At 63.2% G+C, this 14144-nt stretch carries 12 protein-coding genes; 10 read left to right on the top strand and 2 right to left on the bottom strand.

The annotated features are described in order from the left end of the window. The first annotated feature begins 168 nt into the window (after positions 1-168). Positions 169-1644: a helicase HerA-like domain-containing protein gene (locus tag CAF92_RS25420; RefSeq protein ID WP_085602262.1), complete on the top strand. Its 1476-nt coding sequence runs from the start codon at positions 169-171 to the stop codon at positions 1642-1644. 170 nt (positions 1645-1814) lie between these two features. Here CAF92_RS25420 and CAF92_RS25415 read toward each other — a convergent pair whose 3' ends face one another. Continuing rightward, on the bottom strand, positions 1815-3287 hold the full coding sequence (locus CAF92_RS25415) for an inorganic phosphate transporter (protein WP_025340495.1): 1473 nt from the start codon (positions 3285-3287) through the stop codon (positions 1815-1817). Positions 3288-3599: 312 nt separating this feature from the next. Next, on the bottom strand, positions 3600-3800 hold the full coding sequence (locus CAF92_RS27510; RefSeq protein ID WP_003259583.1) for a hypothetical protein: 201 nt from the start codon (positions 3798-3800) through the stop codon (positions 3600-3602). 487 nt (positions 3801-4287) lie between these two features. Between CAF92_RS27510 and pcaR the strand changes: the two genes are divergently transcribed. The 9 genes from pcaR to pcaC all read left to right on the top strand — a co-directional run bounded on the left by pcaR (position 4288) and on the right by pcaC (position 13972). Continuing rightward, positions 4288-5178: a pca regulon transcriptional regulator PcaR gene (pcaR, locus tag CAF92_RS25405; protein ID WP_025340494.1), complete on the top strand. Its 891-nt coding sequence runs from the start codon at positions 4288-4290 to the stop codon at positions 5176-5178. A 331-nt stretch (positions 5179-5509) separates the two neighbouring features. Next, on the top strand, positions 5510-6856 hold the full coding sequence (locus tag CAF92_RS25400; protein ID WP_046617221.1) for an MFS transporter: 1347 nt from the start codon (positions 5510-5512) through the stop codon (positions 6854-6856). 231 nt (positions 6857-7087) lie between these two features. Beyond that, positions 7088-7948, top strand: coding sequence for a CoA transferase subunit A (locus CAF92_RS25395; protein ID WP_046617220.1), 861 nt, complete (start codon positions 7088-7090; stop codon positions 7946-7948). Then, entirely contained in the window at positions 7945-8724 is a 780-nt protein-coding gene (locus CAF92_RS25390; RefSeq protein WP_015271653.1) for a CoA-transferase subunit beta, read from the top strand. Before CAF92_RS25395 ends, CAF92_RS25390 begins: the two co-directional genes overlap by 4 nt. Further along, positions 8721-9926, top strand: a complete 1206-nt coding sequence (gene pcaF, locus CAF92_RS25385) for a 3-oxoadipyl-CoA thiolase (RefSeq protein WP_178081827.1) — start codon at positions 8721-8723, stop codon at positions 9924-9926. Before CAF92_RS25390 ends, pcaF begins: the two co-directional genes overlap by 4 nt. 185 nt (positions 9927-10111) lie before the next feature. After that, entirely contained in the window at positions 10112-11401 is a 1290-nt protein-coding gene (locus tag CAF92_RS25380) for an MFS family transporter (RefSeq protein ID WP_046617253.1), read from the top strand. Positions 11402-11410: 9 nt separating this feature from the next. Next, positions 11411-12763, top strand: coding sequence for a 3-carboxy-cis,cis-muconate cycloisomerase (locus tag CAF92_RS25375; RefSeq protein WP_085602261.1), 1353 nt, complete (start codon positions 11411-11413; stop codon positions 12761-12763). An 11-nt stretch (positions 12764-12774) separates the two neighbouring features. Then, on the top strand, positions 12775-13566 hold the full coding sequence (gene pcaD, locus CAF92_RS25370; RefSeq protein ID WP_046617255.1) for a 3-oxoadipate enol-lactonase: 792 nt from the start codon (positions 12775-12777) through the stop codon (positions 13564-13566). A 10-nt stretch (positions 13567-13576) separates the two neighbouring features. Then, positions 13577-13972 carry a 4-carboxymuconolactone decarboxylase gene (pcaC, locus tag CAF92_RS25365; RefSeq protein WP_003259581.1) on the top strand — a complete coding sequence of 132 codons (396 nt, stop codon included), beginning with the start codon at positions 13577-13579 and terminating at the stop codon, positions 13970-13972. The last annotated feature ends 172 nt before the right edge of the window (positions 13973-14144 follow it).

The following is a 14144-nucleotide window of genomic DNA, read 5'->3' as shown; positions in this document are numbered from 1 at the left end:
GCGTAATCGGTTCCGCTAAGGTTTCATATCAGGCGTTTGCATGCGTGGAGTCGCAAAGCAGTGCAACATCCCGAAAAAGTCCCTTTTCGGTTGTTCCTCTCTATTAAGGCGAATATCACCCACAGGTATCGGCCGAATTACGCTAAAGCTTGAGCAGAGGATTAAGAGATGTCGGAATTTTCGACCATCGTTGTAGGTGCTGGTCCGGATGGCCAGCCGGTTGGGCAAGCCATGAGGCTGGCCAACCGCCATGGCCTGGTAGCGGGTGCAACGGGTACTGGCAAGACCGTCACCCTGCAGCATCTGGCGGAAGCGTTCAGTGATGCGGGGGTCGCGGTGTTCGCCGCCGATGTCAAAGGCGACCTTTGCGGCCTGGGCGCTGCTGGTGCGCCGCAGGGCAAGGTGGCCGAGCGCATCGCCGGCATGCCCTGGCTGGGGCACAGGCCCAGGGCTTACCCGGTGAGCCTGTGGGACATTGCCGGGCAGTCCGGTCACCCGCTGCGCACCACCCTCAGTGAAATGGGGCCGCTGCTGCTGGGCAACCTGCTGGAACTGACCGACAGCCAACAGGCGGCGCTGTATGCGGCGTTCAAGGTGGCCGACCGTGAAGGCCTGCTGCTGCTCGACCTCAAGGACCTCAAGGCGTTGCTCGCGCACCTGAAGGACAACCCGCAATTGCTGGGGGAAGACAGTGCGCTGATGACCACGGCCTCCACCCAGGCGCTGTTACGGCGGTTGGCGACCCTGGAACAGCAGGGCGCCGAGGCGTTGTTCGGTGAACCGGGGTTGCAGCTCGAGGACCTCCTGCGGCCAGACCCGGATGGCCGTGGGCGTATCCACCTGCTAGACGCCAGCCGCTTGGTTCACGATGCACCGAAGGTGTACGCGACCTTCCTGTTGTGGCTGCTGGCCGAGTTGTTCGAGCAGCTGCCCGAGCGCGGTGATGCCGACAAGCCGGTGCTGGCGTTGTTCTTCGATGAAGCACACTTGTTGTTCAACGATACGCCCAAGGCATTGCAGGATCGCCTGGAGCAGGTGGTGCGGCTGATTCGTTCCAAGGGTGTGGGGGTGTACTTCGTTACCCAGTCGCCGGGGGACTTGCCAGATGCGGTGCTGGCCCAGTTGGGCTTGCGCATTCAGCATGGCTTGCGGGCGTTCACTGCCAAGGAGCAGAAGTCGCTGCGGGCGGTGGCTGATGGCTTCCGCCCCAACCCGGCGTTCGACACCCTGGCGGTGCTGACTGAACTGGGCATTGGCGAGGCACTGGTAGGGACGCTGGAAGAGAAGGGCACGCCGGCGATGGTGCAGCGGGTACTGATTGCACCGCCGCAGTCGCGTATCGGGCCGTTGAGTGCGGCTGAGCGCAGTGCTCTGATTGCCAGTTCGCCGCTGGCGGGGCGTTACGACAAGCCGGTGGACCGTGAGTCGGCGTATGAGATGCTGACCCAGCGCAAGGGCGAGCCGGTGGAGCCCGTGCCGCAACCCAAGACGGATGAAGAGAGCTTTGCCGACAAGGCTGGTGAGTTCTTGCAGAGTGCGGCAGGGCAGGCGATCAAGTCGGCGGTGCGCCAGGCGGCCAACCAGTTGGGGCGGCAGTTGGTGCGAGGGTTGATGGGGTCGTTGCTGGGGGGCAAGAAAAGGTAGTTTGCCTGTACCGGCCCTATCGCCGGCAAGCCAGCTCCCACAGGTACTGCACAGGCCTTGCGGGCGGTGCAATACCTGTGGGAGCTGGCTTGCCGGCGATAGGGCCGGTACAGGAATGACACCTATGAAAAAGGCGCCCGTCAGGCGCCTTCTTCTTGTTGCGGTATCACTCAGCCAATGGCTTTGGACGCCAGCCAGAACAGGCCGGCCGCCAGGCCCATCGACGCAGGCAGGGTCAGTACCCAGGCCAGCAGGATGGTCTTCACGGTGCCGCCTTGCAAGCCGCTCTTGTTGGCGACCATGGTGCCGGCCACACCGGACGACAGCACGTGGGTGGTCGATACCGGCAGGGCGAAGATGTTGGCCATGCCGATGGCGCAAGCCGCGGTGATCTGCGCGGACATACCCTGGGCATAGGTCATGCCCTGCTTGCCGATCTTCTCGCCAACGGTCAGTACCACGCGCTTCCAGCCGACCATGGTACCCAGGCCCAGGGCCAGGGCGACGGCCACGATCACCCAGAACGGGGCATACTCGGTGGTGGCGGTCAGGTCTTTGCGCAGTTTTTCCAGGTCGGCCTTTTCACGGGCTTCCAGGCCTGGCAGCTTGCCAACCTTCTTCGCCGTGTCGTCCAGGCACAGCAGGTAACGGCGCACTTCGACACGCTTGTCGGCACTCAGGCTGTGGTAGTCGGTCACGCCCTGCAGCGAGGACTGTAGCGCGGCAATGGTCGGCTCGGTCTGCTGCGGGTTGCAGCTGAACTGCTCTGGCAGGTCGCTGGCCTTGGCCTTGCCCAGCGCCAGGAACTCGCCCAGGGTGGCGGCGTTGCGCTGGTAGAACTGGCTCATGTGCAGTGTGGCGTCGCGGGTACGCTCGATCTGGTAGGTGGTGCTGTTCAGGTCGAGGACGAACTTGGCCGGGACGATGCCGATCAGTACCAGCATGATCAGGCCGATGCCTTTCTGGCCGTCGTTGGAGCCGTGCACGAAGCTTACGCCCATGGCCGAAACCACCAGTACCAGGCGGTTCCAGAACGGCGGGTGCTTCTTGTCGTCGAGCTTGCGGCGTTGCTCGGGGGTCTTGTGCATCTTCGACAGCGGGCGCCACCACTTCAGGCCGATCAGTACCAGTGCGGCAACGGCGAAGCCGGCCATCGGCGAGACCACCAGCGACATGGCGATGTCGATCGCCTTCTGCCAGTTGACACCGTCGCCCAGCGGGATGTCGTTGATCAGGGCATTGGCCAGGCCGACGCCGAGAATGGAGCCGATCAGCGTGTGCGAGCTGGAGGCGGGGATACCGAAGTACCAGGTGCCCAGGTTCCAGGTGATGGCCGCAGCCAGCAGCGAGAAGACCATGGCCAGGCCGTGTCCGGTGTTCACGTTGATCAGCAGCTCTACCGGCAGCAGGTGCACGATGGCATAGGCCACCCCGACACCGCCGAGCAGAACGCCAAGGAAGTTGAACACGCCGGAAAAGAACACGGCGAGGTGCGGCGGCATGGCTTTGGTATAGATGACGGTAGCTACCGCGTTGGCGGTGTCATGAAAGCCATTGATGAACTCGAAGGCGAGCACGAAGGTCAAGGCGAGCAGCAGGCTCACCAACACCCAGGCATCCAGTCCGCTGAATAATTCGATCATGAAGGTTGTCTGGCGGTCTTAGGGGGGCGGGATTATGCCAGAAAACCTTGGCAATCGATGCATCTGCGACAGACCGACGGCAATCTTCCTGTCGGGAGCGTTATGTGCACGGCGCGACGTCGAGGCAGGGAAATGTCCGCTAAAACGCGCGAAACCTGGCGAAAACCGGCAAAAAATTAAGCAAAAAACCGCTTCGCTTCTTTTCAAACGGCCGTATGAAATTTGTGTAATTCCATTTCACCTTCGGCCAGACAGTAAAGATCGACCGCGCCCGGGCTGGCCGGGCGACGACGCGCTGGCGTGGTCCCGGGGTCAGGGAGTGTCGCTGCGCAGTTCCTTTTCCATACGTTCCAGTTCCTGGCTGAAGGCCTGGTCGCGCACGCTCGCGCGCTTGCGCCATGGTTTGCGTTCCGGATCCGGTTGTGCGGCGTAAGTGGTGACTTCGCCACCGTAAACATCCTTGTAACGTTCAGCCTGGCGCTCGAGTTCCGCGCGCAGTTCATCTTTCGTCACAGTAGTACCTGAATTAAGTTTGATGACTGTTGTTCTACGTGTGCAGCGTGCACATGCCTTGCTGGCCGCAACGGCTTGATACAGCGGAAGGTTCCATTACCACGGCATCGTCGAGGCCTGCGCAATCGATTATAGCAACCGATATTTCGCCGAACATCGTTATTTACCCAGCCCTGACATCACCAGACGCAAGTAAGGGAATGCATCCGACAACAGTTTGGGCCTTTCGTACAAGTTTGAAAGGCAAGACGGACAAAAGTTCGTTGCAGTGCAGCAGCGGGACCGTCTACGGGAGAGTAAAGAAAAACGGCCTCGCCAAAAGGCGAGGCCGTTGCCTGGGGACTTCTACGGTGGGTACCTGACCAGTCTCTCCAAAGAAGCCACAAGTGGCATGAGAAAGGTATAAGTAAAAGTGTCAGCGGTCAATTGCGATTATCGGCCGTTTGTTCGATAATCGCACGAGTGGGCGTTTTTTTCGAGGTGTGCGATGAGTGATGAAACCCTGGCCAACGATTCCGTCAATCCAGAGTCGGGCAACCCGGAGCAGGGGCGATCTGCCTCGGCAGCCCTGGCACCGCCGATCGTGGCTTCCCCGGCAAAGCGCATCCAGGCCTTTACCGGCGACCCGGACTTCATGACCTCCCTGGCGCGAGGCCTGGCAGTGATTCAGGCCTTTCAGGAACGCAAGCGTCACCTGACCATCGCCCAGATCAGCCACCGCACCGAAATCCCTCGTGCGGCGGTACGCCGTTGCCTGCACACATTGATCAAGCTGGGTTACGCCACCACCGACGGGCGCACCTATTCGCTGTTGCCCAAAGTGCTGACGCTGGGGCATGCATACCTGTCCTCGACGCCGCTGGCGATTTCTGCCCAGCCATACCTGGACCGCATCAGCGACCAGCTGCACGAGGCGGCCAACATGGCCACGCTCGAAGGTGACGACATTCTTTATATAGCCCGTTCGGCCACCGTGGAGCGGCTGATTTCGGTCGACCTGTCGGTGGGCGGGCGCCTGCCGGCCTATTGCACGTCGATGGGGCGCATTTTGCTGGCGGCCATGGACGACACCAGCCTGCGTGAATACCTGGAACGTGCCGACCTGAAGGCGCGTACCAGTCGTACCTTGCATGACCCCGAGTCGCTGTTCGCCTGTATCCAGCAGGTGCGCGCCCAGGGCTGGTGCGTGGTGGACCAGGAGCTGGAGCAAGGGCTGCGTTCGATTGCGGTGCCGGTGTATGACGCCTCGGGGCAGGTGTTGGCGGCATTGAACGTGAGTACCCATGTCGGGCGGGTGACGCGCAGTGAACTGGAGCAACGGTTCTTGCCGATCCTGCTGGCGGCTAGCCGGGACCTTTGCCATCAGTTGTTTGGTTGAGCCTGCAGGGGGCCGCAAAGCGCCCCCTTTCAAATCTGGAACAGGCAAAACCCTTTCCTGTGCGATAAACGCACAGTGTCGTTCGCTGTCAATTGCGCCACCACTGCCCGCTGATTAATGTCTCTCGCAACGGTTGGCTGTGCCGACCGAACAAGAAAAGCATAATAAGAGGCACTTACATGAATACTGTCCCCCCGCTGCCGCGGCCGCACCCGCGCGCAGTACCGTTATATCCAGGCTGACGCCGGCCGCATTCCCTCAAACTACTGTCCTCTGTACCGGTTTAACGCGTGCAGTGGCCTGGCTGTGCCCCTCATTCCGGATAACAATAATGAACCAAGCGCAAACCAACGTCGGCAAAAGCCTCGACGTCCAGTCGTTCATCAATCAGCAGCCGCTGTCTCGCTACCAATGGCGGGTGGTGTTGTTGTGCTTCCTGATCGTCTTCCTCGATGGCCTCGATACTGCGGCCATGGGCTTCATAGCCCCGGCCCTGTCACAGGATTGGGGAATTGACCGCGCCAGCCTCGGCCCGGTCATGAGTGCCGCATTGATCGGCATGGTTTTCGGCGCCCTCGGCTCCGGCCCGCTGGCGGACCGTTTTGGCCGCAAGGGCGTACTGGTGGGCGCTGTGTTGGTATTTGGCGGCTTCAGCCTTGCCTCGGCCTATGCCACCAACGTCGAGCAGTTGCTGGTGTTGCGCTTCCTGACCGGCCTGGGCCTTGGCGCAGGCATGCCCAACGCCACCACGCTGCTGTCTGAATACACCCCCGAACGCCTCAAGTCGCTGCTGGTGACCAGCATGTTCTGCGGCTTCAACCTGGGCATGGCCGGTGGGGGCTTCATTTCCGCCAAGATGATCCCGGCCTACGGCTGGCACAGCTTGCTGGTGATCGGTGGCGTGCTGCCGTTGCTGCTTGCGCTGGTGCTGATGGTATGGTTGCCGGAGTCGGCGCGGTTCCTGGTGGTGCGCAATCGGGGCACCGACAAGGTGCGCAAGACCTTGTCCCCCATCGCACCGCAGGTGGTGGCCGAGGCGGGCAGCTTCAGCGTGCCGGAGCAGAAGGCAGTGGCCGCGCGCAACGTGTTTGCGCTGATCTTCTCCGGTACCTACGGCATGGGCACCATGCTGTTGTGGCTGACCTACTTCATGGGCCTGGTGATCGTCTATCTGCTGACCAGCTGGCTGCCAACCTTGATGCGCGACAGTGGCGCGAGCATGGAGCAGGCGGCCTTCATCGGCGCACTGTTCCAGTTCGGTGGCGTGCTGAGTGCCGTCGGCGTGGGCTGGGCCATGGACCGCTTCAATCCGCACAAGGTGATCGGCATTTTCTATCTGCTGGCCGGGGTGTTCGCCTACGCCGTGGGGCAGAGCCTGGGCAACATCACCGTATTGGCCACGCTGGTGCTGGTTGCCGGCATGTGCGTGAACGGCGCCCAGTCGGCGATGCCTTCGCTGGCGGCGCGCTTCTATCCGACACAGGGCCGCGCCACAGGGGTATCGTGGATGCTGGGTATCGGCCGTTTCGGCGCGATTCTCGGGGCCTGGAGTGGTGCCACGCTGCTGGGGCTGGGCTGGAACTTCGAACAGGTGCTGACGGCGTTGCTGGTGCCGGCAGGGCTGGCGACCGTGGGTGTGATCGTGAAAGGGCTGGTGAGCCACGCTGACGCAACCTGAGGCCCGAGGGCCGCTTTGCGGCCCTTCGCAGCACAAGGCTGCTCCTACACAGGCGATGCCGCCCCCCTGTAGGACCAGCCTTGTGCTGCGAAGAATTCGACACGGTAGTGAATGAGTAGCAGGACAACAAATGGTTCGATAATCGCACAAATAGTCGATTATCGGATTGTAAGCCACCCAAGAGTCTCCTTAATCTGAGCTCACCGAAGCACCCTGACCAGGAGTCTCCAAATGGCTGCAATTCTCTCGCTTCACGAAGCCGTGAAGCAGTTCATCCAGGATGGCGATACCGTCGCCCTCGAAGGTTTCACCCACCTGATCCCGACTGCCGCCGGCCACGAGATCATCCGTCAGGGCAAGCGCGACCTGACCCTGGTGCGCATGACCCCGGACCTGATCTACGACCAGCTGATCGGCGCCGGTTGCGCCAGCAAGCTGATCTTCTCCTGGGGTGGTAACCCGGGTGTCGGTTCGCTGCACCGCCTGCGTGATGCCGTCGAGAAGCAGTGGCCACACGCCATCGAAATCGAAGAGCACAGCCACGCCGACCTGGCCAACGCCTATGTCGCCGGTGCTTCTGGCCTGCCGTTCGCCGTGCTGCGTGCTTACGCCGGCTCCGACCTGCCGAAGGTCAACCCCTTGATCAAGAGCGTCACCTGCCCGTTCACCGGTGAAGTGCTGGCAGCCGTGCCGTCGGTGCGCCCGGACGTGACCGTGATTCACGCGCAAAAGGCTGACCGCAAAGGCAACGTGTTGCTGTGGGGCATCCTCGGCGTGCAGAAGGAAGCCGCCCTGGCCGCCAAGCGCTGCATCGTCACCGTCGAGGAAATCGTCGACGACCTGCAGGCCCCGATGAACGCCTGCGTACTGCCGACCTGGGCCCTGAGCGCGGTATGCCTGGTACCTGGCGGTGCGCACCCGTCCTATGCCCATGGCTACTATGAGCGTGACAACCGCTTCTACCAGGCCTGGGACCCGATCGCGCGCAGCCGCGAGTCGTTCACCGCCTGGATTGACACCTACATCCGTGGCACTGCCGATTTCAACGAATTCAAGGCCAAGCTGGCCAGCACTGCGGAGGCCGCACAATGAGCTACTCCACTTCCGAAATGATGACCGTCGCCGCAGCCCGTCGCCTGCGTAACGGTGCTGTGTGCTTCGTCGGCATCGGCCTGCCTTCCAAGGCCGCCAACCTGGCGCGCCTGACCTCGTCGCCAGACGTGGTGCTGATTTACGAGTCCGGTCCGATCGGCGCCAAGCCAAGCGTACTGCCGCTGTCGATCGGCGACGGCGAGCTGGCCGAAACCGCTGACACCGTGGTGCCGACCGGCGAGATCTTCCGCTACTGGCTGCAAGGTGGGCGCATCGACGTCGGCTTCCTCGGCGCCGCCCAGGTCGACCGCTTCGGCAACATCAACACGACTGTGGTCGGTGACTACCACGCCCCGAAAACCCGCCTGCCGGGTGCCGGTGGCGCACCGGAAATCGCCGGTTCCGCCAAACAGGTGCTGATCATCCTCAAGCAGTCGCCGCGTGCCTTCGTCGACAAGCTGGACTTCATCACCTCGGTTGGCCACGGTGAAGGCGGCGACTCGCGCAAACGCCTTGGCCTGCCAGGCGACGGCCCGGTCGGTATCATCACCGACCTGTGCATCATGGAGCCGGAGGCTGGTACCCACGAATTCGTCGTTACTGCCATCCACCCGGGCGTGACCCGCGAGCAGATCATCGCCGCCACTGGCTGGGCGATCCGCTTTGCCGACGATGTGCAGACCACTGCCGAACCGACCGAAGTCGAGCTGTCCGCCCTGCGAGACCTCGAAGCCCGTACCGCCGCGGCCCACGGCCAGGTGGCAGGAGAAGCCTGATGCGCGACGTATTCATCTGTGACGCCATTCGCACCCCGATCGGCCGCTTCGGCGGTGCCCTGGCCGGCGTGCGGGCCGACGACCTGGCCGCCGTGCCGCTGAAGGCGCTGATCGAGCGCAACCCGAGCGTGCAGTGGGATCAGGTTGACGAAGTATTCTTCGGCTGCGCCAACCAGGCTGGTGAAGACAACCGCAATGTGGCGCGCATGGCGCTGCTGCTGGCCGGCCTGCCGGAAAGCATTCCGGGCGTTACCCTGAACCGCCTCTGCGCGTCGGGCATGGATGCCATCGGTACCGCCTTCCGCGCCATTGCCAGCGGCGAAATGGAGCTGGCGATTGCCGGCGGCGTCGAGTCGATGTCGCGTGCCCCGTTCGTCATGGGCAAGGCCGAAAGTGGCTATTCGCGCAACATGAAGCTCGAAGACACCACCATCGGCTGGCGTTTCATCAACCCCCTGATGAAGAGCCAGTACGGTGTGGACTCCATGCCGGAAACCGCCGACAACGTGGCCGACGATTACCAGGTTTCGCGTGCTGACCAGGACGCCTTCGCCCTGCGCAGCCAGCAGAAGGCAGCTGCCGCCCAGACCGCCGGTTTCTTCGCCGAAGAGATCGTGCCGGTGCGTATCGCGCACAAGAAGGGCGAGACCATCGTCGAGCGTGACGAGCACCTGCGCCCGGAAACCACACTGGAAGCGCTGACCAAGCTCAAGCCGGTCAACGGCCCGGACAAGACCGTCACCGCCGGCAACGCCTCGGGTGTGAATGACGGTGCTGCGGCGTTGATCCTGGCCTCGGCCGAGGCGGTGAAGAAACACGGCCTGACCCCACGTGCCCGGATACTGGGCATGGCCAGCGCCGGTGTTGCACCGCGGGTGATGGGCATTGGCCCGGTGCCGGCAGTGCGCAAGCTGACCGAGCGCCTGGGCATCGCGGTGAATGATTTCGATGTGATCGAGCTCAACGAAGCCTTTGCCAGCCAAGGTCTGGCGGTGCTGCGTGAGCTGGGTGTGGCCGACGATGCACCGCAGGTGAACCCCAACGGCGGTGCCATCGCCCTGGGCCACCCGCTGGGCATGAGCGGTGCGCGCCTGGTGCTGACTGCGCTTCACCAACTGGAAAAGAGCGGTGGGCGTAAAGGCCTGGCGACCATGTGTGTGGGCGTAGGCCAAGGTTTGGCGCTGGCCATCGAGCGGGTTTGACCTGTACCGGCCTCTTCGCGGGTAAACCCGCTCCCACAGGGAACCACGCATCCCCTGTGGGAGCGGGTTTACCCGCGAAGAGGCCGGCACATGCGACTCAAGGCCAATTGCCAGCCAGATAGCGGAACGAGTGTGTTACCAGGTGTGTCTAGAATTACCTGCGACCCTCCAGGAGTAAACTCACCATGACCTCAGCCTATTACACCGGCGAAGAACGCAGTAAACGCATCTTCGCTATCGTTGGTGCCTCTTCAGGCAACCTGGTGGAATGGTTCGACTTCTACGTCTATGCCTTCTGCGCGATCTACTTTGCTCCGGCTTTCTTCCCTTCCGACGACCCCACCGTGCAGTTGTTGAACACGGCAGGCGTGTTCGCCGCGGGTTTTCTGATGCGCCCCATCGGTGGCTGGATATTCGGCCGCCTCGCTGACCGCCATGGTCGCAAGAATTCCCTGATGATCTCGGTGCTGATGATGTGCTTCGGCTCCCTGATGATCGCCTGCCTGCCCACCTATGCCAGCATCGGTACCTGGGCCCCGGCGTTGCTGTTGCTGGCCCGGCTGATCCAGGGCCTGTCGGTTGGCGGCGAGTATGGCACCACTGCCACCTACATGAGTGAAGTGGCCCTGCGCGGCCAGCGCGGCTTCTTCGCCTCGTTCCAGTACGTGACCCTGATCGGCGGCCAGTTGCTGGCGGTGCTGGTGGTGGTGATCCTGCAGCAACTGCTCACCGAAGAAGAGCTGCGCGCCTGGGGCTGGCGCATACCGTTCGTGGTCGGTGCCATTGCAGCGCTGATCTCGTTGATGCTGCGCCGCTCGCTGCATGAGACCAGCAGCGCCGAAACCCGCCAGGACAAGGACGCCGGTACCATCAAGGGCCTGTTCCGCAACCACGCGGCGGCTTTCATCACCGTGCTCGGCTATACCGCGGGCGGTTCGCTGATCTTCTACACCTTCACCACCTACATGCAGAAGTACCTGGTCAACACCGCCGGCATGACCGCAAAAAACGCCAGCTACGTGATGACTGGCGCGCTGTTCCTGTTCATGGTGCTGCAGCCGTTCTTCGGCATGCTCTCCGACCGCATCGGCCGGCGCAATTCGATGATGCTGTTCGGCGCCCTGGGGACGCTGTTCACCGTGCCGCTGCTGATGGCGCTGAAAACCGTGAGCAGCCCGTTCATGGCCTTCGTGCTGATTACCTTGGCGTTGTGTATCGTCAGTTTCTACACCTCGATCAGCGGCCTGGTGAAGGCCGAGATGTTCCCACCGCAGGTGCGTGCGCTGGGTGTGGGCCTGGCCTATGCAGTGGCCAACGCGGCGTTCGGCGGTTCGGCCGAATACGTTGCCCTCGGCCTGAAGACCTTGGGCATGGAAAACACTTTCTACTGGTACGTGACAGCGATGATGGCGATTGCCTTCCTGTTCAGCCTGCGCTTGCCGAAGCAGGCCGCGTACCTGCACCACGATGATTAAGGACGTGGCATGACCAACCAACTGTTCGACGCCTACTTCACCGCACCGGCCATGCGCGAGATCTTCTCCGACCGTGGCCGCCTGCAGGGTATGCTCGATTTCGAAGCGGCGCTGGCACGGGCCGAGGCGGCTGCCGGGCTGGTCCCGCACAGCGCGGTAGCGGCCATCGAGGCGGCTTGCCACGCCGAGCGTTATGACGTTGGCGCGCTGGCCAATGCCATCGCCACTGCTGGCAACTCGGCGATCCCGCTGGTGAAGGCGTTGGGCAAGGTGATCGCCAGTGGCGTGCCCGAGGCCGAGCGCTACGTGCACCTGGGCGCCACCAGCCAGGACGCGATGGACACCGGGCTGGTCGTGCAGCTGCGCGCTGCCCTCGACCTGATCGAAGCCGACCTTGGCAAGCTGGCTGATACCCTGTCGCATCAGGCCTTGCAGCACGCCGACACGCCGCTGGTGGGGCGCACTTGGTTGCAGCATGCCACCCCGGTGACCCTGGGCATGAAACTGGCCGGTGTGCTGGGCGCCTTGACCCGTCACCGCCAGCGCCTGCAGGAGCTGCGCCCACGCCTGCTGGTGCTGCAGTTCGGCGGTGCCTCGGGCAGCCTCGCGGCGTTGGGCAGCAAGGCGATGCCGGTGGCCGAAGCCTTGGCCGAGCAGCTCAAGCTGACCCTGCCCGAGCAGCCCTGGCACACCCATCGCGACCGCCTGGTGGAGTTTGCCTCGGTGCTGGGCCTGGTCGCCGGTAGCCTGGGCAAGTTCGGCCGCGATGTCAGCCTGCTGATGCAGACCGAGGCGGGGGAACTGTTCGAGCCTTCCGCGCCGGGCAAGGGTGGGTCTTCGACCATGCCGCACAAGCGCAATCCTGTCGGCGCAGCAGTGCTGATCGGCGCCGCGACCCGCGTGCCGGGGCTGGTTTCGACGCTGTTTGCCGCCATGCCCCAGGAGCACGAGCGCAGCCTCGGCCTGTGGCATGCCGAATGGGAAACCCTGCCCGACATCTGCTGCCTGGTCTCCGGTGCGCTGCGCCAGGCCCAGGTGATTGCCGAGGGCATGGAAGTGGATGCCGCGCGCATGCGCCGTAACCTCGACCTGACCCAGGGCCTGGTGCTGGCCGAAGCGGTAAGCATCGTCCTCGCCCAGCGCCTGGGCCGCGACCACGCCCACCACCTGCTGGAGCAGTGCTGCCAGCGCGCGGTGGCCGAACAGCGCCACCTGCGCAATGTGCTGGGTGAAGAGCCGCAGGTCAGCGCCGAGCTGTCCGCCGAAGAACTCGATCGCTTGCTCGACCCTGCCCATTACTTGGGCCAGGCCCGCGTCTGGGTGGCGCGCGCCGTGTCCGAACATCAACGTTTCACTGCCTGAAGGAGACCGCTGTGGCGCACTTGCAACTGGCCGATGGCGTTTTGAATTACCAGATCGATGGCCCGGAAAACGCCCCGGTGCTGGTCCTGTCCAACTCGCTGGGCACCGACCTGGGCATGTGGGACACGCAGATCCCACTGTGGAGCCAGCACTTGCGCGTGTTGCGCTACGACACCCGTGGCCACGGTGGGTCGCTGGTCACTGAAGGCCCCTACAGCATCGAACAGCTGGGCCGTGACGTGCTGGCCTTGCTCGATGGGCTGGATATCGCCAAGGCACACTTCGTCGGCCTGTCGATGGGTGGCCTGATCGGCCAGTGGCTGGGCATCAATGCCGGCCAGCGCCTGCACAGCCTGACCCTGTGCAATACCGCCGCCAAGATCGCCAACGACGAGGTGTGGAACACTCGTATCGACACCGTGCTCAAGGGCGGCCAGCAGGCCATGGTCGATCTGCGCGATGCTTCCATCGCCCGCTGGTTTACCCCGGGCTTCGCCCAGGCCCAGCCGGCGCAGGCCCAGCGCATCTGCCAGATGCTGGCGCAAACCAGCCCGCAAGGCTATGCCGGCAACTGCGCAGCGGTGCGCGATGCCGACTACCGTGAGCAGTTGGGCCGCATACAGGTGCCGACGCTGATCGTTGCCGGTACCGAAGACGTGGTGACCACCCCAGAGCACGGCCGCTTCATGCAGGCCGGTATCACGGGTGCCGAGTACGTCGACTTCCCGGCGGCGCACCTGTCCAACGTCGAGGTCGGCGAGGCGTTCAGCCGCCGCGTGCTCGACTTCCTGCTGGCCCACTGAGGATACCGCCATGGACGAGAAACAACGTTACGACGCCGGCATGCAAGTACGCCGCGCAGTGCTTGGCGATGCCCATGTGGACCGCAGCCTGGAGAAGCTCAACGACTTCAACGGCGAGTTCCAGGAGATGATCACCCGCCACGCCTGGGGTGACATCTGGACCCGCCCGGGCCTGCCGCGGCATACCCGTAGCCTGATCACCATCGCCATGCTGATTGGCATGAACCGCAATGACGAGCTGAAGCTGCACCTGCGCGCGGCGGCCAACAATGGCGTCACGCGCGACGAAATCAAGGAAGTACTGATGCAGAGCGCGATTTATTGCGGCATTCCGGCTGCCAATGCCACCTTCCACATGGCTGAGTCGGTGTGGGATGAGCTGGGCGTGGAGTCGCGACAGCAGTAATGCCTGTACCGGCCCTATCGCCGACAAGCCAGCTTGTGTCTTGAGAGGGGATTAGAATCTGAAGTGAGAGCGGTGAATGGCAAGCTGAATGCCAGAGGTGCCTTGAGCACGTGTGGGAGCACAAGCTGCCATTCACCGTTCCACTTTGGCGAGAGCCCGAACAGTTGGATGA

Origin of the sequence: Pseudomonas sp. B10(2017), assembly GCF_002113295.1 — a bacterium.
GTDB lineage: Bacteria > Pseudomonadota > Gammaproteobacteria > Pseudomonadales > Pseudomonadaceae > Aquipseudomonas > Aquipseudomonas pudica.
Note: the sequence above shows the minus strand (reverse complement) of the source record. Positions and strands in the feature narration are given on the sequence as shown.